At 44.1% G+C, this 22,385-nt stretch carries 20 protein-coding genes; 4 read left to right on the top strand and 16 right to left on the bottom strand.

Annotation, left to right across the window (positions count from 1 at the left end):
• Positions 1 to 59: 59 nt before the first annotated feature.
• The gene (locus tag MKY28_RS16575; RefSeq protein ID WP_338708273.1) at positions 60 to 1,490 is read right to left on the bottom strand and encodes a bifunctional metallophosphatase/5'-nucleotidase; all 1,431 of its coding nucleotides are present in this window, start codon (positions 1,488 to 1,490) and stop codon (positions 60 to 62) included.
• A gap of 120 nt (positions 1,491 to 1,610) precedes the next feature.
• Between MKY28_RS16575 and MKY28_RS16580 the strand changes: the two genes are divergently transcribed.
• Complete coding sequence (locus MKY28_RS16580; protein ID WP_036609923.1) at positions 1,611 to 2,357, top strand: molybdenum cofactor biosynthesis protein; 747 nt, start codon at positions 1,611 to 1,613, stop codon at positions 2,355 to 2,357.
• 124 nt (positions 2,358 to 2,481) lie between these two features.
• A complete protein-coding gene (locus tag MKY28_RS16585) occupies positions 2,482 to 3,531 on the top strand; it encodes an HD-GYP domain-containing protein (RefSeq protein ID WP_036609925.1) in 1,050 nt (349 codons plus the stop codon).
• Between the two features lie 132 nt (positions 3,532 to 3,663).
• Here MKY28_RS16585 and MKY28_RS16590 read toward each other — a convergent pair whose 3' ends face one another.
• The 10 genes from MKY28_RS16590 to MKY28_RS16635 all read right to left on the bottom strand — a co-directional run bounded on the left by MKY28_RS16590 (position 3,664) and on the right by MKY28_RS16635 (position 13,242).
• Positions 3,664 to 3,804 (bottom strand): hypothetical protein, encoded by a 141-nt coding sequence (locus tag MKY28_RS16590; protein ID WP_017689533.1) that lies wholly within the window; start codon positions 3,802 to 3,804, stop codon positions 3,664 to 3,666.
• Between the two features lie 150 nt (positions 3,805 to 3,954).
• Entirely contained in the window at positions 3,955 to 4,674 is a 720-nt protein-coding gene (locus MKY28_RS16595) for a M23 family metallopeptidase (RefSeq protein WP_338708271.1), read from the bottom strand.
• 209 nt (positions 4,675 to 4,883) lie between these two features.
• Positions 4,884 to 6,233 (bottom strand): jacalin-like lectin, encoded by a 1,350-nt coding sequence (locus MKY28_RS16600; RefSeq protein WP_340936417.1) that lies wholly within the window; start codon positions 6,231 to 6,233, stop codon positions 4,884 to 4,886.
• Between the two features lie 301 nt (positions 6,234 to 6,534).
• The gene (gene sufB / locus MKY28_RS16605; protein ID WP_036669904.1) at positions 6,535 to 7,932 is read right to left on the bottom strand and encodes a Fe-S cluster assembly protein SufB; all 1,398 of its coding nucleotides are present in this window, start codon (positions 7,930 to 7,932) and stop codon (positions 6,535 to 6,537) included.
• Between the two features lie 20 nt (positions 7,933 to 7,952).
• Positions 7,953 to 8,384 (bottom strand): Fe-S cluster assembly sulfur transfer protein SufU, encoded by a 432-nt coding sequence (gene sufU, locus MKY28_RS16610; RefSeq protein WP_017689537.1) that lies wholly within the window; start codon positions 8,382 to 8,384, stop codon positions 7,953 to 7,955.
• Positions 8,374 to 9,594: a cysteine desulfurase gene (locus MKY28_RS16615; protein WP_047842300.1), complete on the bottom strand. Its 1,221-nt coding sequence runs from the start codon at positions 9,592 to 9,594 to the stop codon at positions 8,374 to 8,376. The genes sufU and MKY28_RS16615 overlap by 11 nt, the downstream gene beginning before the upstream one ends.
• Positions 9,591 to 10,895: a Fe-S cluster assembly protein SufD gene (gene sufD / locus MKY28_RS16620; protein ID WP_237176150.1), complete on the bottom strand. Its 1,305-nt coding sequence runs from the start codon at positions 10,893 to 10,895 to the stop codon at positions 9,591 to 9,593. Before sufD ends, MKY28_RS16615 begins: the two co-directional genes overlap by 4 nt.
• Before the next feature lie 25 nt (positions 10,896 to 10,920).
• Positions 10,921 to 11,703: a Fe-S cluster assembly ATPase SufC gene (gene sufC / locus MKY28_RS16625; RefSeq protein WP_036609931.1), complete on the bottom strand. Its 783-nt coding sequence runs from the start codon at positions 11,701 to 11,703 to the stop codon at positions 10,921 to 10,923.
• A 378-nt stretch (positions 11,704 to 12,081) separates the two neighbouring features.
• Positions 12,082 to 12,657, bottom strand: a complete 576-nt coding sequence (locus tag MKY28_RS16630) for a DUF1802 family protein (RefSeq protein WP_017689541.1) — start codon at positions 12,655 to 12,657, stop codon at positions 12,082 to 12,084.
• Positions 12,658 to 12,780: 123 nt separating this feature from the next.
• Positions 12,781 to 13,242 (bottom strand): Dps family protein, encoded by a 462-nt coding sequence (locus tag MKY28_RS16635; RefSeq protein WP_017689542.1) that lies wholly within the window; start codon positions 13,240 to 13,242, stop codon positions 12,781 to 12,783.
• A gap of 296 nt (positions 13,243 to 13,538) precedes the next feature.
• On the opposite strand from MKY28_RS16635, the gene mtnK reads away from it, so the two are divergent.
• Positions 13,539 to 14,756 carry an S-methyl-5-thioribose kinase gene (gene mtnK / locus MKY28_RS16640; protein ID WP_340937953.1) on the top strand — a complete coding sequence of 406 codons (1,218 nt, stop codon included), beginning with the start codon at positions 13,539 to 13,541 and terminating at the stop codon, positions 14,754 to 14,756.
• Positions 14,757 to 14,780: 24 nt separating this feature from the next.
• Positions 14,781 to 15,854, top strand: a complete 1,074-nt coding sequence (gene mtnA, locus MKY28_RS16645) for an S-methyl-5-thioribose-1-phosphate isomerase (RefSeq protein ID WP_100529473.1) — start codon at positions 14,781 to 14,783, stop codon at positions 15,852 to 15,854.
• 106 nt (positions 15,855 to 15,960) lie between these two features.
• Here the strand turns inward: mtnA and MKY28_RS16650 are convergent, their stop codons facing one another.
• From MKY28_RS16650 to MKY28_RS16670, 5 genes are all read right to left on the bottom strand, one after another.
• The gene (locus MKY28_RS16650; protein WP_017689545.1) at positions 15,961 to 16,263 is read right to left on the bottom strand and encodes a YunC family protein; all 303 of its coding nucleotides are present in this window, start codon (positions 16,261 to 16,263) and stop codon (positions 15,961 to 15,963) included.
• Between the two features lie 325 nt (positions 16,264 to 16,588).
• Positions 16,589 to 17,350, bottom strand: coding sequence for a hypothetical protein (locus MKY28_RS16655; protein WP_101313324.1), 762 nt, complete (start codon positions 17,348 to 17,350; stop codon positions 16,589 to 16,591).
• 627 nt (positions 17,351 to 17,977) lie between these two features.
• On the bottom strand, positions 17,978 to 18,238 hold the full coding sequence (locus MKY28_RS16660) for a hypothetical protein (RefSeq protein ID WP_076327017.1): 261 nt from the start codon (positions 18,236 to 18,238) through the stop codon (positions 17,978 to 17,980).
• Between the two features lie 146 nt (positions 18,239 to 18,384).
• Positions 18,385 to 20,343: a CBM96 family carbohydrate-binding protein gene (locus MKY28_RS16665; RefSeq protein ID WP_340936418.1), complete on the bottom strand. Its 1,959-nt coding sequence runs from the start codon at positions 20,341 to 20,343 to the stop codon at positions 18,385 to 18,387.
• Between the two features lie 11 nt (positions 20,344 to 20,354).
• Entirely contained in the window at positions 20,355 to 22,385 is a 2,031-nt protein-coding gene (locus tag MKY28_RS16670) for a hypothetical protein (protein ID WP_340936419.1), read from the bottom strand.

The raw sequence follows: 22,385 nt of genomic DNA on the forward strand, positions 1-22,385 counted from the left end.
CGCTCCGTAGATGTAATTACCACTAGCCGCCGCTTCAGCAGAAGGCGAGCACTTTAAATTTAGCTTTGATGCCAGCGGGCTCGCAGGCTGTCGTCCAGAGCCCCTGGTCGTTTTATTTCCGTTTCCAGCAAATCGCGTATGAATTCCGGAAGATGATAGAGCGTACGGGTTCCATGAGCAAGAGGAGGATACCCCACATTGAACGTAAACATGTCCAGTGTTCCAACGATATACTCACATTGTTCGTCCATAGGCTCTCCATTGATGGATATGGTCTGGATCTTCTGATAGGCTGGCGCATCTGGATTGTATTGAACTTCCATTCCGTCCATACATAACGTGCCTAGAATATAACCACGAAAACCAAATCCCACAATGGGCTTACCTGAAAACTCGTCCAACAAGGACTGCTCAAGTGCTTCACGAATATGACTTCCACTCAAGCATATTGTACAAGCATTTATAGGAGATGGACATAGGGAATGCAACATTCCTTTTGTAATATTACCTTGTGGAAGATCTCCGAGAAGCTGACCTGCATTCACCAGAGACAGCTGTGCCCCCGTGAAATGACGAACAGCTTGTGCAAGCAAGGTAGCAAACGGGGATTCCCGGTCGTACGTGATGGGCAGCACCCGATCCGTTATCACTGCCGTCTGATTGAGTGTCCTTTCAGCCTCCGTACGATTCGTAGCGATTGCCAGCGCGACCTGATCATCCAGTAATATACTCTTGGCAGCCATACAACCGCTACTTACCAGTTGGAGAGGTTCTCCCACACTTGTTCGTTCCAGAACCACTTTCCCAAGCCATTGGCCAAATTTTCCAGCTGCACCCAGCACGGTCTGACCAATGACTAAGGGTTCTTCGAGAACATGATGGGTATGTCCACCGAGAATAACATCAATTCCCGTAATCTGCTCCGCCAGTCTCCGATCTGTCGAAAGCCCCAGATGAGAAAGAATAACCACAACATCTACTTCATCACGTAATGCTTCCACTTGAGCTCTTAATGACTCCACAGGGTCCAGAACATCCCACCCGAGCAATTCATAGAACGTGGTAAAAGGGGCCGTTGCCCCCAGCAGACCAACGCGAAATGGACCTTTCTCCACAATCAGAGAAGGTTTCATCCACACTGGCGCAAGTCCAGTATCTTGCTCCACAACATTGCTGCATACCACAGGACACAGAAGTCCAGCGTAGGACTGCGAGAGCTGATCTGGCGTAAAGGTTAGTCCTTCGTTGTTACCGATTGTAATGGCATCGTAGCCCGTCAGGTTAATAACATCAACATTAGCCGTACCCAGTGTTCCCTCTGTTTCAACGGCCATCCGGTCCATATGATCGCCGATATCTAATACAAGGAAGTTGCCACCTTGGTCACGTTCCTCATTGATCATAGCGGCGATGGTGCTCATGGAGCCGAAGTGGCTATGAATGTCGTTGGTGTGCAGAATCGTTAACGTTTGCTTCTCCCTGGTGCTCATCACACCGCCTCCCCTGCTCTTCAATAAACGTTCATTCTTCTAATGGATAAGCATAACATTTTCCGCGTCGTTATGATATATTTATAGGGTTTAGAGATCAAAAAGAGGTGAGTCATATCTATGAAATTGACAATTCAACTATTTGCAGGCATTGCAGAACGTTTAAATACATCCCTTCTGGAGTTTGAGTACATTGGAGATATTCCAACCGCTGCCGATTTAAAAGAAAAACTGAGTCTGGCCTACCCAGAGGCAGCTTCTCAGATAAGGACATCCTTTTTGGCAGTTAACCAGCAGTACGCTCCTGCCGATACTATACTTAGCTCAGAAGATGAACTTGCGTTGATCCCTCCCGTCTCTGGAGGCGATGGTACGGATATATCCGATGAACAACTTCGCTCTACCGTTCCAGAGCATCGGACTGAAGATGGCTTATTTCTAATTACAGAATCCACTTTGTCCGTGGAAGCAACAACGGCGCTAGTGATTACCCCGAATCACGGGGCAGCTCTTACTTTTGTAGGTACAACTCGTGAAATGACCGGTGAACAGCGCACCGTTCATCTTGAATACGAGGCCTATGTGCCGATGGCTCTTTCTCAGATGGCAGCCATTGGTGTGGAAATCTCCGATCGCTGGCCTGGTGTGTTATGTGCAATCAGTCACCGAATCGGCAAAGTAGATGTGGCAGAGATTAGTGTAGTCATTGCTGTTTCCTCGCCTCATCGCAACGACTGTTATGATGCAAGCCGTTACGCCATAGAGAGACTGAAACAGACCGTTCCGATCTGGAAAAAGGAAATTTGGGAAGATGGATCTGAATGGAAGGGGCATCAATTAGGACCATGGAACCCCATGGAGAACTAAACAATGAGCCTTTACACCTTTTTAGACAGAGTGGGTTAATAGTAAATAAGTCGTTGTCAACCCATTTTTTTCTTGTTATTATAATTATATGTGTCGATATTAGTCGAGAAAAGGTGGTTTATACGTGAGAGTGCATGTTACTGATCTTAAACCGGGTGACCTGTTACAAAATGATGTATACAACAGTTCGGGTCTCCACATGCTGATGAAAGGTTCCACCCTCAGTGAAGATGACCTATCCAAACTGTTGCAACATGGAATCGAGTACGCAGATGTAGAACACACACCATCCGACCTACACTCTGATGCACAAACCTTACCTTCCGATCAAACCCGTCTGTTAACTAATTTGTTTAACGATACGATCAAAGGTACTGAATCTCTATTTCAACAAGCGATGGAGAAGGGTTTTATTGATGAGACACAGGTCGATGAGATTTTGTTTACCCTAACAGAACAGTTGGAAAAACAAAAAGATGTTGTCTCCTTGTTGCTTATGCTGGACGGGGATAGCGATTATACGTACAACCATTCATTGCAAGTCGGAATGCTCGCTTTTTATATCGCCGGCTGGATGGGTTACAACCCCGAGGAATGTCTAACTGTAGCCAAAGCAGGATATCTTCATGATATCGGCAAGTCCAAGATTCCTTCTGAGATTTTACATAAACCTGGTAAATTGACCACGGAAGAATTTGACGAAATGAAGAAACACACATTCTATGGGTACGATATCATTAAAGAATCCACGCAGGATGAAATTCTGGCAATGGTTGCACTTCAACATCATGAGCGCGAGGATGGAAGTGGTTATCCTCATGGACTGCGAGGAGACGAGATCCACCCATATGCCCGTATAACTGCTGTAGCAGACGTTTACAGCGCCATGACGACGAATCGGGTATACCAGACCAAACAGGAACTGATCTCTGTTCTGTGTGAGCTGTACAGCCTCAGCTTTGGTCAGTTAAATGCTGAAGCAACACAGGAACTGATCAAGCACATGCTGCCTAATTTTATCGGTAAAAGGGTTCTGCTCACCACGGGTCAGACGGGACTCATTGTCATGAATAATCCTGCGGATTATTTCCGACCACTCGTTCAGACCTCTACGGCCTTTATCGATTTAGCGAAAGAAAGAGATATTGCTATCGTTGAGATTTATGTACAGTAACTATTCATTGTACACAGCATGTATACGAAGAACCCCATAGTAACTGAAATAACCAACTTATAGGTTGGCGTATGACAAAAGGGAAGCCGTAATCGGCTTCCCTTTTGTCTATTCCGATTCAATCATGTTGGATTAGACACAGAATGCTTTTGTGATGATAACCAACAGAATGAACAGTACCAAGATTGCACCAGTGTTTGTGAACATATTGTATCCACCAACGCCGCCTACTCCGCCTACATTGCCACCACAGCCATATCCTACTTCGCTCATGTGATTGCCTCCTCTTCATCAGGTATACCCTAACATATGACGTTTCCGGTGGAATGAACCGGGCGAACAGGCAACATTCGATAAATGGTTATCTGTCTGCATCTACCTGAGTGCATCAGCCTTTTGTTACTCCCTGTCCTATGCAGGGATCTATATGTCGGACTCCGAATGAACCTGGATGCCTTTTTCCTTGCGGTACATGATAACAAGTAATCTCCAAAATTCATAACTGCCTTTGTCGTTCATAATAAAGGGTCGATAATAATCAAATGCTTGCTTCGCCCATGCGGGACAATCCATATTGGAAAGTTGCTCCTGTTGCTGAATCCATCCCCCTTGAATCTCTAGCGTTTTCTGCATAGCTTCAAACATTTTCTTCTGCTCAGTGGTCATCGGCGGTGCCTCCTGTTCCTGAGATGCAGTTCCGTATTCAGCCTGTAGATACGCACCCGGTTCCATCACACCATCTTCGCTAGCTGTGTACCCGTACGATGGTGCACTTGTTTTACGAATCTCATAATGTACATGCGGGCCGGTACTCTGACCCGTGCTTCCCTGATTACCGATAAGCTGGCCTCTCTTCACCCGCTGCCCAACGGTTACGGCAATCCGCGAAAGGTGAGCATAACAATGCAAGTAGCCACGATGATCTTGAAGGGCAACTGTAAGCCCGTAACCGCCGAATCCGGAGCCTGTAACTCCTTCTGAAGCAAAACGTACCCTACCTTCCATAAAGGCATAGACGGGGCCATTCCAGGGCTCTGTCACGAGATCAATTCCGCGGTGAAATGTCTGTCCACCATGAATAGGATGAATTCGATAGCCGAATGAACTTGTAATCCGATATCCCTCGAAAGGGTTCACGCTCATACACTCACATCCTTTTCTATCATTAAATGCTTAAATCTATGAAATGGCTTGTGCTATTGGTCTTATTTTATTCCACAAAAATACCGCTCAGAATATCATTAGGGAAACCTTATGGTCTCTCTCCAACGTATATTCCAAGCGGCGATGTGCTAATATGAACACTCTATGAAATGTATATATTATTATTTCATTTTAACCACTACTCACTTCTAATTCAGAGGTCTGAATATGACGCCTAGCTGATCCAATTCCTGTCCTGCTCTTCCATAAAATCCGGCAATGTACCACCCCGCTGGTGCCTCAAGTTTGATTTGATCCGATATCTTTTGTCCGCCTTCAATTTTATTTCCAAGATTGGTGGACAACTCCACGTAAAAGATCCGTTTATCTCCATTTCGTGTCCCCTGACCAATTGTTGCCTCGGTTAAGTATTCTCCGTCAGCCAGGTTCAGTGTGACAATGTTGGATTGACCACCATGTACCAGGTTCGTTCCATCCTTGTACAGCGTTGAAATGCCGTCTACACGATTACCCGAGTTGAGCACAACGGAGCTGGGTCTGGCATCGGGAATCTGATTCAGATCATTAAACCCAGTTCCTCCGGATCCTCCGATTGTTGAACTTAATTGGTACTGAGAAGAGGTGCTGTACACAAATTCTGCTGTAATCGGATAATGATCGGAGAGTTGCTTCCCACTCGGGTCAACAAATGTTTGATTTTCTACCCGATAGCTCTGTGCATTAAGGGACAATGCTTTACTTCCGCGATACAAAATTTTGTCCACTATCTCGTAGTTGGGTCCATTTAAATTGGTTGTATCCATAAGGGCTTCTCCATCAGCGGGAATACTCCCACCTCGAATCAAATCGATCCACGGATCTCTTAAACCATTCTCAGACATGAGTAGCTCTATATTGTCAGCAGCACGGGTGTACCGTGTATTGGTATCCCCAAATACGATAACTGCGTTCCCGTCCGAGTGCTCCTTTATGTAATTGGAGAGTTGTCTGATATTATCTCGTCTGGCCTCAAGCGATTTATCATCGCTACCTGCGTCCGCATGCAAGTTGTACACGTCCAATTTTACCTGAGGTGTGATCTCATATGTAGCTGCTGTAAATCCTTTTGGAGTCAATTCATCACTTCCATTGTCAAAAAGACCAGATCGCTTATCCCAGGTAATACGTTTCAAGTCACGGAATGGATATTTGGACAGACTGTTCAACCCACTACCAAACCCCGCAATTCCGCTTGTTGTCGTCAAATACGGCAGAGTGACCTGAGATATCAGCTCATTATGATAATTAAAATCCTCTTGCACATTAATGATGTCATAGTCATTTAATTTTGGGGAAATCTGAACGGTGTACTCCTTGGGATTGGAGCTGGATACCAGGTCTGGAAGACCACCTACATTGTAACTAAGTACGTTGAATGAACCCGATACCGATCCATCTTCTGCTGCACTCGCCGTTGATAAAAATAACGGTGAGCTCGTAAAGGCAACAACAGCAGACAATACCAAGGCTGCTCCTTTTTTAACTATACTTCTTCGCATCATATCCCTCCTCATATTAGAATCAATTCAAATATATGTAATATTCGTCAATGGAAGAATAACGCTGGTCTATTCATTTGTAAATATACAATTTGATCTAAAGAATATTTACACTTGCCACTCCGATAACAGAACAACCTTCTGATCGCTGTTATCCCCAGATTTTTTGAATAAAAATACCCCCTAGAGAGACTTGTTAAAAAGTCTGCTCTAGAGGGTATTCGATCACATAAAACGATATCTACCGCTTAACATTAGCAACTAGCTTCAGCTTTACGGCTTCGAAAGGCGCTGCATTGGATTAACCAATGGAGCCCTCCATTTCGAATTTGATCAATCTATTCATCTCAACAGCGTATTCCATTGGCAATTCCTTCGTGAATGGCTCAATGAAGCCCATGATAATCATCTGTGTTGCTTCTGCATCAGTCAGACCACGGCTCATCAGGTAGAAGAGTTGATCCTCAGACACTTTGGATACTGTAGCTTCATGCTCCAGCATGATGTTATCATTCATGATTTCATTGTAAGGAATTGTATCCGATGTGGACTCATTATCGAGAATGAGTGTATCACACTTGATGTTGGATTTCGCGCCCTCAGCTTGACGCCCAAAGGAAGCCAAACCACGGTACGTTACTTTACCACCATGTTTACTGATGGATTTGGATACAATCGTAGATGTTGTATCCGGAGCCAAGTGGATCATTTTCGCACCTGCATCCTGATGCTGGTTTTTACCAGCTACAGCGATGGAGAGTACGGAACCTTTAGCTCCACGGCCTTTCAGTACAACCGCTGGATATTTCATCGTCAGTTTGGAACCGATGTTACCATCGACCCATTCCATCGTTGCATTTTCTTCAGCAACCGCACGTTTTGTAACGAGGTTGTAGATGTTTGGTGCCCAGTTTTGAATCGTTGTGTAACGAACACGAGCATTTTTCTTACAGATGATCTCAACAACCGCACTGTGCAGTGAGTTCGTGCTGTAGATTGGAGCTGTACATCCCTCTACATAGTGAACGAAGCTGTCTTCGTCCGCAATGATGAGTGTACGCTCGAATTGTCCCATATTCTCGGAGTTAATCCGGAAGTAGGCTTGCAGAGGTACTTCACATTTAACGCCCTTAGGCACGTAGATGAAGCTTCCTCCGGACCATACCGCACTATTCAATGCAGCAAATTTGTTATCTGCTGGTGGAATAACCGTTGCAAAATATTCACGCAGGATTTCCGGATGCTCTCTCAGAGCCGTGTCCGTATCCATGAAGATTACACCTTGGTCTTCCAATTCCTTTTGCATGTTGTGGTATACAACCTCGGACTCATACTGAGCCGATACACCTGCAAGGAACTTTTGCTCTGCTTCAGGGATACCCAATTTATCAAAGGTTTCCTTGATTTCAGAAGGAACTTCCTCCCATGTTTTACCTTGTTTTTCAGAAGCACGAACGTAGTACTGAATTTCATTGAAATCCAATCCGTCGAGATCTCCGCCCCATTTCGGCATTGGCATCTTTTCGAATTGTTTCAGAGATTTCAAACGGAATTCCAACATCCATTCCGGTTCATTCTTAATCTTGGAAATCTCGGTAACCACTTCTGCAGTCAGACCTTTACCGGTTTGAAAGATGGATTTGTGCTCGTCGCGAAAACCATATTTGTACTCTTCCATTTCTGGTGCTTTTTTAGCCATCTTGCTCTACCTCCCTATCGTTATTGTACTTTGTTCTCTTCGTCAATCCCTTTGCGTAATGCATTCCAGGCCAGAGTGGCACATTTGATGCGTGCAGGGAACTTGTTCACACCGGATAGGGCTTCGAGATCTTCATAATCGTCGAAATCGACTTCTTCACCTTTCATCAGTGAGGAAAAACGGTTAGCGATATCGAGTGCCTGTTCCATCGTTTTACCTTTGACGGCCTCTGTCATCATCGATGCAGAGGACATGCTGATGGAGCAGCCTTCACCCGTATATTTGGCTTCCTGGACGATTCCGTCTTTCAGCAAAATTTGCAGTGAAATCCGGTCGCCGCACGTTGGATTGTTCAAATTCACCGTGACAGCGTCATTATCAAATGTTCCGCGGTTACGCGGGTTTTTGTAGTGGTCCATTATAACACGTCTGTACAGATCATCAAGTTGCATCGCCAAAATACTCCTTTGTCTGGATTAAGGCGCTGACAAGCCGATCTACATCTTGTTCGTTATTGTATAGATAGAAGCTGGCACGAGCTGTTGAGCTAACTTCAAGCCAGCGCATTAGCGGTTGACAGCAATGGTGTCCGGCACGAATGGCTACGCCACTCGCATCCAGCACAGTTGCCACATCATGCGGATGAACATCCCCCAGATTAAAGGTAACAACACCCACATGCCGCTTGGCTGGGCCATAGATGGTTAACCCATCGATCTCGGCCAGTCGTTCTGTTGCATAAGCTGCCAGCACACTCTCATGATGTGCGATCTCATCCATACCAATCTGCTCCAGAAAATCAATGGCAGCTCCCAACCCTACCGCACCTGCGATAATCGGGGTTCCACCTTCGAACTTCCAGGGAAGCTCTTTCCAGTTGGATTCGTACAGACCCACATCATCAATCATTTCACCACCGAACTCAATGGGTTCCATGGACTCCAGCAGCGCCTTTTTGCCGTAGAGTGCACCGATTCCGGTTGGTCCGCACATTTTATGACCGGATAATGCATAGAAATCACAGTCCAGATCCTGAACGTCCACCTTCATGTGAGGTGTGCTTTGTGCGCCATCAACAACGATGACAGCACCATTGCGGTGTGCAATTTCAGCAATTTGTTTCACTGGATGGATCAGACCCATAACATTGGATACATAAGCGATTGCTACAATTTTAGTATTGTTCGTAATCGTCTTCTCAACATCAGCCAATTCAATATGACCGTCAGGCTGAAGCGGAATGTATTTCAATGTTGCACCTGTCTCCTTGGCAACTTGCTGCCAAGGAATCAGATTACTATGGTGCTCCATTTGCGTGATAACAATTTCATCGCCTTCTTTGCAATTGGCGCGGGCGTACGATGAAGCCACCAGATTCAGGGCTGTCGTTGTACCGCGAGTAAAGATAATCTCCTGTGTACTACGGGCATTGATAAACTTGGCTACCTTCTCCCGTGCGCCTTCGTAAGCGTCCGTTGCACGGCTTCCAAGGGTATGAACACCGCGATGTACGTTGGAGTTCTCATACTCATAATAATGTTTGACTGCTTCGATCACAGCATGAGGCTTCTGTGAAGTTGCAGCACTATCTAAATATACGAGCGGGTGTCCGTTAATTTCCTGGTGGAGGATCGGGAACTGCTCGCGAATGGACGGGTTCATTGTCCCAGCTTCTTCTCAATCAGGGACTGCAATTGGGTGCGCAGTGCTTCCAGAGGAATATCCGCCACCACCGGAGCCAGGAAGCCATAGATGATCAGGCGTTCGGCATCCGTACGGTTAATTCCGCGCGACATCAAGTAATGAATCTGCTCGGCATTGACTTGACCAACAGAAGCCGCGTGACCTGCTGTTACATCATCCTCGTCAATAAGAAGGATTGGGTTGGCGTCTCCACGTGCTTTAGGACTCAGCATCAATACTTTCTCTGTCTGCTGTCCATCAGCTTTGGTAGCGCCTTTCTCAATCTTCGTGATGCCGTTGATGATTGCAGAAGCTTCTTCACGCATAACTGCACGTGTAATCATCTGGCTTGGCGTATTCTTACCGAAGTGACGAGCTTCTGTGGTGTAGTTGATTTTTTGCGAACCGGAACCTACAGCGATGACTTTGGAATCAGAACTTGATCCATTGCCTTTCAGCACGGTCATCGTGTTGCTCGCTGTGTCGCCATTGTTCATTTCGCCTACAATCCACTCGATGGAAGCATCATTCTCCAACACTGCACGACGGAATGAAACATCAGTTACATTTACACTCAGTTGATGAACCGATGCAAAACGTACTTTAGCACCGGATTTTGCGAATACTTCCACAACACCATTATGGAAAACAGGTGCGGACAATTCGCCAGATACATAGTTATCCACATAAGTTACGGAGCTGTTTGCTTCTACAACAACAAGCACGTGAGGTGCAAACGTTGCAGATGCGTCATCCGTAAGCAACACTGCTTGCAGTGGTACTTCGATTTCGACATTTTTCGGAACATACAGGAAGACCCCGCCATTCCAAAGTGCCGCATGCAATGCAGCGAGGGAATGCTCATCCGCTTTAACTGCTGTGTTCAGATATTGTTTTACCAGATCGCCATGTTCGCGAACCGCTGTAGCCAGATCCGTGAAGATAACTCCTTTTGCTGCCAGATCAGCAGACACCTTGGAGTATACCGTACCGGAATTGCGCTGGATAACCAGACTGCCTTCAGCTTGATCCTGAACCAGATCTTTGATAGAAGCAGGTACTTCTGTCAAAGAAGAAATGGCTTCACTTGTTTTATATGTTCCGTACTCGCTGACATTCCAGCGTTCGATTTTTTGTTTTTCCAGTTTAGGAAGCGCAAGCCCGCTCGCAAGCTTTAAAGCTTCAAGCCGCTGTTCGGTCAACCAGCCGGGTTCATTGTTGCTTTCCGACAAGGCGCGAAGCGCTTCAGATTCAACCGGAAGAATTGTTTGTGTAGTCATTAATTAATCCTCCTCCGTTTTGTCTTTACGCTTCTTGGCCTACAGTTTCGTCTGTAATTCCCAGCTCTGCCTTTACCCAGTCATACCCTTCTGCTTCCAGACGGTGAGCCAATTCAGGTCCGCCGGATTTCACGATACGACCTTGCATCATTACGTGAACATAGTCAGGCGTAATGTAGTTCAACAGACGTTGGTAGTGAGTGATGATCAGGAAGCCACGGTCTTCGCTCTTCATAGCGTTCACACCGTCAGCCACGATTTTCAAAGCATCGATGTCCAGACCAGAGTCAATTTCATCAAGTACTACGATTTTCGGATCAAGCAGCATCATTTGCAGAATCTCGTTACGTTTTTTCTCACCACCGGAGAAACCTTCATTCAGGTAACGGTGAGCGAACTCAGGGTTCATGTCAAGTTCTTTCATTTTACCTTCCATTTGACGAATGAACTTGATCAGAGAGATCTCGTTACCTTCGCCACGACGTGCGTTAATTGCACTACGCAAGAAGTCGGAGTTAGTAACACCTGCAATTTCACTTGGGTATTGCATAGCCAGGAAGAGACCTGCACGTGCGCGCTCATCTACAGCCATATCCAATACATCTTCACCATCAAGTGTAATTTTACCGTCTGTTACTTCATATTTAGGGTGACCCATCAATGCAGAAGCCAGAGTGGATTTACCTGTTCCGTTTGGCCCCATGATTGCGTGGATTTCTCCACCTTTCATTTCCAGGTTGATGCCTTTCAGGATTTCCTTACCTTCGATCGTCGCTTTCAGACCTTCAATGACGAAATTCGTAGCCATGTGTATTGTTTCCCTCCATTGATTAAATTGATGTTAGTTGTCGAAAACGAAAAAGCGCCTATTATATCTGAACAGGGCTTCCCCTGAATTTCTCCTGTACTCGATTCTTAAAGCAAGAACACTTTAGAATAATTCTAAACTGATTCTCAATGATAATCAAGTCATTTCCTAAGAACCTTTGTCCCTTGCATGAAACCTTATTCTTTCTGATTCTATAGTAAAAGACAAATTGAATCAAATCAGAAAACATCTTAAGCACAAATGCACAGTGAGAAAAATCACAGCAATTCAAGCTTTTATGCCATCTGCTGTACACTAATCTAAAAAAAGGACTCATCCATATTATGGACAAGTCCCTCCGTTAAATAATGTTACCATTTACAATTTGAGCATCTCGTTAATCTTCTGTACCTGTTCGTCAAAATCCGCAACGTCCACCACCGGCGTCATTTCGCGCGGCACCGGACCATTCGGAATAGAAATCCATGAACGGCAACCATTATATTCAGGCAGTACGGGGATTTCCATCGGTTCTTTCAAAAGGTACACACGTAAAATCAATACATGGAGCGGATCTTTGCGTTTCCATTTCAAACGGTCTTCGGCAAAATCCGCTGTCCACATATGAAAGTCAAGAAGTCGATCCAGCATCTCCTGATCTCGTATCTCCAGATCCTGCGTTACTTCGGCATATGCAGTAATACGGATTGTCGAAGCTTCGGGCACCCATTCGGCCAGTGATTCTTCAACATAGGATTGATCCGAGGACTTAATCAGTTCTTTACGCTGATGTTCATAAGTCGGATACAGATAAAACGCTGGACTTTTCAGCTCAAAATGTCGGGTTTCCTCTACAATGCCACCTTTGCGCATCACCATAATCTGGCGACCCGTTTCCAGTGCTTTGATTGCAGAAGCCCATTCTTTTAAAGCCGGTATCGTTGGTTCTAACATAAGCGGTCCCCTCCCCTATCGTTCTTGTCAGCAGTATAGACGCTCAGGGCATTTCTGACAACCGATTGGGGAGCAGAAGGCTTACGTAAGAAACCATTTGTATTAAGCAAAATCTTGGCTATATTAACCCAGGAAAGAGCGAAGCATCCACATGTGTTTCTCCAGGTCAGCCTTAAAGCCTGTCAGCATATCGGATGTTGGTTGATCTTCAGCTGCATCTGCAACTTCGATACCTTCCTGATATTCATTCGAAAGTGTAGCGAAGTCCTCGATCAGGTTTTGCACCATTGTTTTTGCGTCTTCTCCGCCTGCTGCTTCCTGGATAGAGGAAAGCTCCAAATACTCTTTCATTGTAGCCGCCGGGCTACCTTTCAGCGTAAGGATACGCTCTGCGATTTCATCCATTTGTACTGTAACTTCGTTGTAGAACTCTTCGAATTTCACATGCAACGTGAAGAAGTTAGGTCCTTTGACGTACCAGTGATAGTTATGGATTTTAACATACAATACGTTCAGGTTAGCTACCTGACGATTAAGTACTTGTTCCACCGATTTTGCTTGATCTGTTTTGTTTTTTGTAGCCATATTAATCCCATCCTTTATTTAAAATTAGTCTGTCATGCCATGATAAGCAGGTTGTCCCGCAATACATAACAGAGAGTTAATAGTGTGTCACCACATGTAGTGGAGAGGCTTGTTAACGGTGTTTCTCTCAACCGTCCGACCTATTTGTTTTTACCCTTGAACCGGAAGTTCGAATCAGGATCAACTTGACTTGTCTCAAAAAAAAGTTCAAAAACCGCGTTATTTCCGATATACTGACATATACCAAGCAAAGAAGTGGGTTTTCCTGTTTCTTCATATATATGGAGGTGGCACCTTTGTCCCAATATCGCCCGTTTACCCCCCAGTATGCAATTGAACTGGCCAAAACATTACCGGGTCCATTTGCGGCAGATGCGAATCTGGATTGTCACGAGATCGGCGATGGCAATCTGAATTTGGTATTCCACATCACGGATCAGAACTCCGATAAAAGTATCATTATCAAACAGGCGCTTCCTTATGCGAAAGTGGTTGGAGAATCATGGCCGCTCTCTCTGGTACGTGCCCGCATTGAACGTGAGATTCTGCAGGAAGAGTATCGTCTGTGTCCAGGGATGGTACCCGAAGTGTATCATTACGATGATGACCTCGCGTTAACGGTTATGGAAGATCTGAGTGATCATGTGATCATGCGTAAAGGCCTGATCGAAGGTGTTTCCTATCCTCTTTTTGCACAGCATATCGGGGAATTCATGGCAAGAACGTTGTTCTTCACATCAGACTTGGGCATGGATCAGCAATTGAAGAAGGAACAACAGGGCAGATTCATTAATCCGGACCAATGCAAAATAACGGAGGATCTGATCTTTGATGAACCCTACCGGATCGCTGAGAAAAATAATTATGATGTTTCCATTGAGGACGAGGCTGAAGCCCTTCGCACAGATGGAGTGCTTCACCTTGAAGTGGCCTTGCTGCGGGAAAAATTCCTAACACATGGGCAGGCATTGCTTCATGGAGATCTGCATACAGGCAGTATTTTTGTTACACCTGAATCAACTAAAGTCATCGATCCCGAATTTGCATATTACGGCCCCATGGGATTTGATGTCGGTGCAGTCCTCGCAAACCTGCTCTTAAATTACGCATCCCTGCCAGGATGGATTCAGAATGAGACTGCTTTGCGTGAGCGTGAGACGCTTTTACTGAATATGGTTCGTGATGTATGGACTGAATTCGAATCTCGTTTCCGTGCCCTCTGGGTTAACGACCTCGTTGATCCGATGGCAAAAACGCCAGGGTATCAGGATCTGTATGTGCAACAATTGTTCAGAGATTCGATCGGCTTTGCAGGTGCCAAAATGGTTCGTCGTATCGTGGGGCTCGCTCACGTGGCGGATATAGATACCATTCCAAATGCAACTGAACGTGAACATGCTCAACGTAAAGCATTGTCCATTGGTAAAGCGTTGATCAAGAACAACCGTCGCTTGAATACCATCGGCGAAGTATTGGATATTGTATCCACAGCTGTTACTACTACTAAGGCTTAACATAAGGAACGGAGGGAACCACCCATGACAACCCCTGAATATCAGCCTCTGTCCTCTCTCATCTGGAAAAAGGACAAGCTTGAAATGCTTGACCAGCGTCTGCTGCCCGAAACGATCCTCATGTTGAAACTGTATACACCCGAGGAAGTATGGGAATCCATCCACTCCATGAAAGTACGCGGTGCTCCGGCGATTGGTATTGCTGCTGCATTTGGTGTTGTATTGGGTGCCAAATCATATGACGGAACAACTGTTCAAGGTTGGTTGGACCACGTAAAATCCATATGTGCTCATCTGGCTACTTCCCGTCCTACAGCGGTGAACCTGTTCTGGGCACTCGATCGCATGATGCAAAAAGCAAATGAGATCGTTGAATCCGGCCTGAGCCTGGATGAGGGCAATGATGCTCTTGAAGTAGAAGCTCTGTTGATTCAGAAAGAAGACGAAGAAGTATGCCGCATGATCGGCGAGAATGCACTGCCTTTATTCGAAGATGGTATGGGTGTACTCACTCACTGCAACGCAGGCGGACTAGCCACGGCGAAATACGGTACGGCAACTGCTCCAATGTATCTCGCACAGGAACGTGGCATTCACCTGAAAGTATTTGCAGACGAAACTCGTCCTGTACTTCAGGGTGCACGCCTGACTGCATTTGAGTTACAGCAAGCCGGCATTGACGTTACGCTGCTCTGTGATAACATGGCAGGCATGGTCATGTCCAAAGGCTGGATTCAAGCCGTTATCGTCGGAACAGATCGTGTTGCTGCCAATGGCGATGTAGCTAACAAAATCGGAACCTACAGTGTGGCCGTGCTTGCCAAGGCTCACAATATTCCGTTCTATGTAGCCAGCCCATTGTCGACTATCGACTTGTCCACTCCATCCGGGGACCTGATTCCGATTGAAGAACGCGCTGCGGAAGAAGTGACCGAAGGATTTGGTAAACGTACAGCACCGCAAGGTGTTAAAGTATACAACCCAGCATTTGACGTAACGCCTAACGAATATGTAACAGCTATTATCACGGAAAAAGGTGTTGTTCGCGCACCTTTCCAAGAAAATCTGGCTGCCTTGTTCGCGAAGGAAGAAGCTTAATTTAATAGAAAGCGTTCGTGTGTATAGAGGTGGAAGTTACGATGTGCCAGGCTCTGTATTACGGCGTTAAATAAGGGCTTCCCATAGGGAGCCCTTTTGTTAGTGCTTAGATCATTTTCAACAAAGCCTCTACACCCGTCATGCCAACCGTAATGCCCATGGCCTCGGCTTCTGTTGTCACCGACTCCATAGGTGCATGCAACAATTGCTCCAGTGTACGCACACCAACCGCCCGAGCTGCAATAATTTTGCGATCCCCGAGCTTCTCATTAAGTAATCCCACGTCGAGTGCTCCGCACATGATATATCCTTTGGATGTGTTAATCGTCAGCAAAGTTGTTTTGGGCAGCTTGACTTCTACCCCAACTAATACATGTTCTCCAACTACAATAGGCTCCATCGTCACCATAATTTCCCGATCCACCTCCTCTTCCACAGGTCACGATAATTGTATGCCTCATTCTGGATTGTCGTGTGGACACCTGCCGTGTTTGAGAAAATGTAGGTACTTACAGTTCAAATATACTGTTGGTAAATCTTTTCGCAGACTTAGATAGTAGAACTATGCTTTAGTTGAAATATAAAAAGCCACCTCAGAAATGAGGCAGCTTTCTAACAGGACAAAAAATGCGATATAGTACGAAGTGGATCTTTTTTTTATTGGTAAAATTAAATTCACAACAAAAAGAAAAAATGCCCTATAACGGGCATCTCATTCTTATTCTAATATTAAACTATTTTGAATCTACCTCTAATCCAACAGCAGTTTTCGCTTCCATTAATTTCAAAATACCCTTCATAACAAATGAATCTGCCATAGAGATTTCTTCTTTAAATTTGGACATATGACTGGGCTTCTGATCGTCCAAGAACTCAAGAACTGCATCGAATGCTTTACCTTTAGAATAATAGGCTGTACTCAAGTTCGAGGCCGTTGCATTCAACATTTGTTTCACATCTTTAGGGAGATTTTCTGGAACATCTAAATTATAGAATTTGCTCTGCAAGTGTTTGGCGGCCTTCTGTGCATTTTCTGTTGCTTCATAGACAGTATAGATGTCAACCGTACCATTTCCTAAGCCTGTCATAGCTTCTTGATATGTATTCATAATTGGAGACATAGTCTCTTCTAATGCATAAACAGATTTTTCAAATGCTAATACTTCTTTTTGATTGGCTTTTTTAGCTGCAGCGTCAGTTTCGTTTTTCAGCTTAGCCTCTTCTTTAGCCTTTTGATCATCTTTTTTCTCGGTTTTTGTATCAACCACAGCAACTGCCTTTTCCACTTTTGGTGCTTTTTCCTGTGAGGCCACTGCATCTGTTTCTACGGTTGCTGTCACGTTTGGCTTTTCCTCAGTTGGTATCACAATTATCAATAATATAAAGCCAGCCCATATAGCACCGCCGATTTTCGCAACCTTGCCAAGCTTCTTCCATGAGACAAAAATCATAATGAAAGGAACGAATAACCAAGCTAAAATTCTTAACAACTTCAAAATACTACCTCCTAATGTACTATTTACATTGCTAATTATATAGTAAATAATGACTAATGTCTTTAAATAATTGCCATTTCATCCTGCTTGAAATAGGCCTTAAATATCAGTATACAAACAGACTTTCATTTTAAATCTATTTGTTTCTTTACGTCTATCTCTTTTGAATCATATAACTATTATTATAAGATTCAGGTAGACTCTCCTCTAACAACTTTAAGTACGAACAAAAAGACAAATCCTAAACATGGTTATGGATGTAGAAAACAACAAAAGAAATCACCGAAAAAAGACTGTAGTAGCAATAGAGAACCTGTTGTTCGTTCCTCTCCACTTTCAGATAAAGCTATTAGAAATAATCAATACATCAATATATCGCAAGAAAATAAAAAACAGAGGGCGCAAGTATATAATCACCACCTATCATCAATCTCTGTTTCAGGAGGTGGAGATGGTTATTTTTGACCCTCACCCAATTAGATTCAAAAGCAACCACATCGGCGTCTATATCTTTTTCTACGTCTTTGCTATCATAAATTTAACTGGTTAAAATAGACTATAAATGGAATTCACACCATATGAAAACGGATTAAAGCGTCGTCTAAAGTGAGCCAAATTGGGCCTACCTTAAAACGTATGCTCATCATTCTTTAATCGTCTTATCTCCGTTAACTCTCTTCTAATTCCCAGTACACGTCTATGCAGTACACTGCGGTCTATTGATTCAGCTACCGACTTTTTAAACTGGACATCCAAATCACTTAATTGCTCCTGAGCTAGTTTCTTTTTATGTATTGGTTTAACTTGAACTTTTGTAGTTTCAGGCTTGATAGGCTTCAATCTTTTCTGCTTCATAATCTGTTCAAATACACTGTCCTCTTGATGCATGGTCTTCATTCCTTAATGTGTGATGAACACATTGTATCATAACGAGAAGACGACTGTTACACAATAAAGTACAGATGCTTAGGGATGGACATGAGCCTAAACGCAAAAAAAAGAGGGCCAACGCCCTCTTTGATGATGTACTCATTTTATAAAATGTAAAAATACGCTTGATTTCCTGGACTCTTCACAATTACTGTGGTCACTAAATCACCGGCATCCCGTTTACGGATACTTGTGATCGAATCTAACTCTACATTCGCAATAACTCTTGGTAAGACATACGCGGCCAGATCAGGCTTGGAAATTGTCACTTCAGTAGCCATATCGACAATCTGTCTCACATCTACTGTAGACTGCATATCCTTCCAATCTCGCACCTGAAGATAGCTATCCAAGTATTCTCTTTCCTTGATACTAATGTGGCCGTCCAAAACATCCATATACTTGACCTCAATGCTGGAAAGCACATCAGGTCTGGAGATATATAATTGCCCAAGCTGTTCTTCCAAATAAGGAATCTCAAGACTGCCTGCCCTCTCATCATGATCTATTGCTCTGACTTGAAGATCACTATTCAGATCAGGCTTATTAACCTTAATCTCAGAAATCACAGTCGAATCATCGTCGTACATGACCGTTAGCAAAGACCCCAACGATGAAGTTACTTTTGTATAATTGGAGACTTCCAATGAAGTATGAAGATCAGGTATGGATACAATTAAACTCGTATCCCGTCCATCATCGAGCAGCTGTGATATCGTTAACGTACTGACTAGAGACATTTGTCTATCTACCGTAATGACTGAAGGCAAGTCAGGATGAGACACTGCGATTTCTACAGTTTTTTCGTCGTCTAGACCTGTTCTAACGGCAAGATTACCGTCTGTATCCTTAGTTGTTCGTATAGCAGTAATGAACTGCGCATGAAGCTCGGGCTTAGAAATAGAAACCCATGTTTCCTTCTCTTCTGTCCTACTTTCAGCAATAGAAATGTTCGAACCTAGTTCTGCATCTATACGTTTAGCTATTGTCAGATCTACATCCAGGTACGGACGGCTGACCGCGATTACTTGAGGTATATCATGATGCATGTGATCCTCATAACGGTGGACGTACAACTGAGATTTGAGCCAGTCCAGCCCAATATCACTGTGTACAACTAACGTTGAAGCTATATCCTTGCGACCTACACCATAAATAAAAACTTCACTTTCAATTTCGGTTCGACCGATGGAATAGATTTGAGAAGTGATATATTTGATCTGCAAAACAGGTGGTTTGGAAGACTCACGAGTGTTGAAATAAATCGGCGTGTTGCCGCTAGACTGAATAATCATTCCAATATTCGAAAGAATACCTTCTCTCCACATTCGAAGCAATGCCATCATATCAAACTCAACATAACGTTCAGTCGTATCCAGGATATAACTGGACGATAAGAGCTGAATGGACTGAGGTCTGTTCGCATACGTAATCCCGTACTCACGCCACAACGTATCAGGCTGATGCAGCTCAATGTGTGCTCCAGGTGCCAGGGTTCCTGTGTAATATAACCTCAATTTAGCGTCTTCCAGATATAACAGATCAGGTATTCTAATATCCAAATCACCGAAATGTATAAACGATTCGAATTGCTCTATCTCGTCTCTACCGATCATCATACGCTGTGTATCACCAAAGTTGAGCGTCTGCAGGTGAGTTTGGCTTCGTGTGGTCGCATCAGCAACAGGCTTAAGATTAACAGTTACACGCGGTGCTTCCAGTAATTCATATTTGCCGTGTGCACGGTTATGTGGGCGAACGTACAACATGCCTTCAAGATCAACTTTGGATGCCGCTTGAATGGTTGCGCCCAGATCTCCTTGCGACCTGTACATCACCGATAGCGAATTGCTCAATTCCTGTGACCGTCTGACACGTACGGATACACTAGAGACGATCTCGGACACTTTTCTTGTAGCAGCTATTAGGGTTGAAGACAGTTCTTCATCCACCTGATTGTACAGAATATACTTTGCTGTAAAACGATTTTCCGGACTTTTAATATGTATATAACTATCTAATAGAGTCTCCCCGTTATTAATTCCACTCACTTCCTGTCTCATTGTATTGAGAGCTACACCCGGTCTGCTGTGACCTTCATTTCAAAATTACCATTAGGATTCGGCTTGGCATGAATATCCGTTGCGATACGAATATAAAAATCGATGCTATCCTCCGGTTGAATCAGACCATAGGTCAGATAATCGATCGGAAGAAACGGGTCGGCCTGTCTGGATAATTGGACTTCAACACCATCCGTTTCGAATTTCTTATCCATCTCCAGGTAAACATGATCCACAGCATAACCAAGCAAGTTTTTGATTCTGACTTTCTTTGTTAACGTCGTCTGTCCGGCAATGATCACCCCATAATCAAGTTGTTTCAAAATACCACCAAAGGTATCTGAAAGAAAATCTCCAGACTCGTCCATAAACATTAATCCTGAATACGATCCGATAAACTTGATTTCCCGGGAGTCTACGGCACCCCAATAATCCTGAAATTCAATCTTCAATGTATTCTCTACGCCAAAATTAACATTTCTCTCGTCAATATTGAGTTCAATATTGAATGGAGATGCTGCTAGTCGTGTAAAATTGCCATCCGCCGGATAATACGTTTTACCGTTCAACAAGAAGCGGTATTTAACCTTGCCCTGATCTGCATCATCCAGCACACCTGTAAGTTTGTTTCCAGAGAAGGTCAGGTCGATTGTGGCTGTGGTGTTTAACAGTTGCAGTGACATATCTCTAAACTCCACTGCATGTCGCGGTGCATCAACGACCATCTTCACTTCGTCAAGCGAATAGCTGTTTTCATAGTGCTTACTGCTATCGAAGTAGTAGGCAATTCGAGTTAAAGCTATTAGATCCTTTTCAGGGATGGCGTTGAGTGTGTCCAGGTTCATTCCTTTTCTTTTGAATAACGTTGTATCCTGGATATCCAGATCAAGCCACTTGCTGAAACGGTATGTCTTCCATGTGAGCCCTGAGTCGAACGAAGCAGCCATTCTTAATATACCTTCCGGACTGTTCTCCGTTACTTTCGTAGCGACAACCTTTTTCACGTCTCCATATAACGCTATGTCTGTTGGTTGCACAATTAATTGCTCAAACGGTAGCGCGTTATACGTTAGCATTATGTCCCGATTTCCGGCGATTACCTCTTCATCATTCGTCCACGTAACCAAGTCAAAATCTCCCTCAAGTTCATCCAATGGGGAGTAGTTAGCCGTAATATTCAGTTCCGCTGATGTTTTGGATGGATCATCCGTGTAGTATAGAACATCTACACTGTCACCCAACTCGTCGTAGAGGGTAAACGGTTCGGTTTCGATTGTAATCGTTGATTCGGTTTGATTTGGGTTATCGGTGTATTCGATGATTTTGATCTCTTTGTCTTCCCACTCTTCGGCTAAAGTGAAAGGATCAGTTTCGATATTGAAAGATGCTTCTGTTTTGGTTGGGTCGTCCGTGTAGTAACATAGTTCTACTTCACCTTGAAGTTGTGACCATGCGGATTCAGGTATGATGGAGATGTCGTCCATACCATAGTTTAAATAGTCCTGCTCGGTGGGTGAACCTGAAATCACTTGCCATTGTCCACTTGCGTAATACTTATAGGTTGAGCTATTTTGCACTAAATACTTATTGTCATAGACCCAATCCATAAATTCAATCTCATGGATATTGATTACTTCAGAGGTGTTATTTCTTGTTACCCGTACTCTATAGTTGAGATAGGCTTTAGTGGGAGCGATATTGAAAGTGACTTTTCTATTGTTTGTCCATGATGCGACTACATAATCATTTCTTGTGTCAATTAGATCCCATGTAACTGCATCATTACTTGCTTCCAGAACCCAAGATCGAGGTGGCGAGTTGTTTTCCAAGCAATATATCGAGTACCCTGCCAATTTTATAGAGGTTGGAAACCTGTAAGAAACCCATGTATTAGTGACACGATAGGTTCCGTAGAACGTACCTTGACTTCTATCAAAGGCTTTATAAGCGTGATATGCACCATTTTGACCATTGTAGCTTACTACCCCTGAAGGTGAAGTATACGATGTCATAGGTGGTACGATATTCACAAGCTTTGCCAT

Origin of the sequence: Paenibacillus sp. FSL R5-0473 (assembly GCF_038004565.1) — a bacterium.
Taxonomy (GTDB): Bacteria; Bacillota; Bacilli; order Paenibacillales; family Paenibacillaceae; genus Paenibacillus; species Paenibacillus amylolyticus.

Bases quoted from the DNA above. Each gene is read 5' to 3' on its own strand.
- MKY28_RS16575 (WP_338708273.1), bottom strand. From the start codon at position 1,490: ATGAGCACCAGGGAGAAGCAAACGTTAACGATTCTGCACACCAACGAC.
- MKY28_RS16580 (WP_036609923.1), top strand. From the start codon at position 1,611: ATGAAATTGACAATTCAACTATTTGCAGGCATTGCAGAACGTTTAAAT.
- MKY28_RS16590 (WP_017689533.1), bottom strand. From the start codon at position 3,804: ATGAGCGAAGTAGGATATGGCTGTGGTGGCAATGTAGGCGGAGTAGGC.
- MKY28_RS16595 (WP_338708271.1), bottom strand. From the start codon at position 4,674: ATGAGCGTGAACCCTTTCGAGGGATATCGGATTACAAGTTCATTCGGC.
- MKY28_RS16600 (WP_340936417.1), bottom strand. From the start codon at position 6,233: ATGCGAAGAAGTATAGTTAAAAAAGGAGCAGCCTTGGTATTGTCTGCT.
- sufB (WP_036669904.1), bottom strand. From the start codon at position 7,932: ATGGCTAAAAAAGCACCAGAAATGGAAGAGTACAAATATGGTTTTCGC.
- sufU (WP_017689537.1), bottom strand. From the start codon at position 8,384: ATGCAACTTGATGATCTGTACAGACGTGTTATAATGGACCACTACAAA.
- MKY28_RS16615 (WP_047842300.1), bottom strand. From the start codon at position 9,594: ATGAACCCGTCCATTCGCGAGCAGTTCCCGATCCTCCACCAGGAAATT.
- sufD (WP_237176150.1), bottom strand. From the start codon at position 10,895: ATGACTACACAAACAATTCTTCCGGTTGAATCTGAAGCGCTTCGCGCC.
- sufC (WP_036609931.1), bottom strand. From the start codon at position 11,703: ATGGCTACGAATTTCGTCATTGAAGGTCTGAAAGCGACGATCGAAGGT.
- MKY28_RS16630 (WP_017689541.1), bottom strand. From the start codon at position 12,657: ATGTTAGAACCAACGATACCGGCTTTAAAAGAATGGGCTTCTGCAATC.
- MKY28_RS16635 (WP_017689542.1), bottom strand. From the start codon at position 13,242: ATGGCTACAAAAAACAAAACAGATCAAGCAAAATCGGTGGAACAAGTA.
- mtnA (WP_100529473.1), top strand. From the start codon at position 14,781: ATGACAACCCCTGAATATCAGCCTCTGTCCTCTCTCATCTGGAAAAAG.
- MKY28_RS16650 (WP_017689545.1), bottom strand. From the start codon at position 16,263: ATGGTGACGATGGAGCCTATTGTAGTTGGAGAACATGTATTAGTTGGG.
- MKY28_RS16660 (WP_076327017.1), bottom strand. From the start codon at position 18,238: ATGCATCAAGAGGACAGTGTATTTGAACAGATTATGAAGCAGAAAAGA.
- MKY28_RS16665 (WP_340936418.1), bottom strand. From the start codon at position 20,343: ATGAGACAGGAAGTGAGTGGAATTAATAACGGGGAGACTCTATTAGAT.
- MKY28_RS16670 (WP_340936419.1), bottom strand. From the start codon at position 22,385: ATGGCAAAGCTTGTGAATATCGTACCACCTATGACATCGTATACTTCA.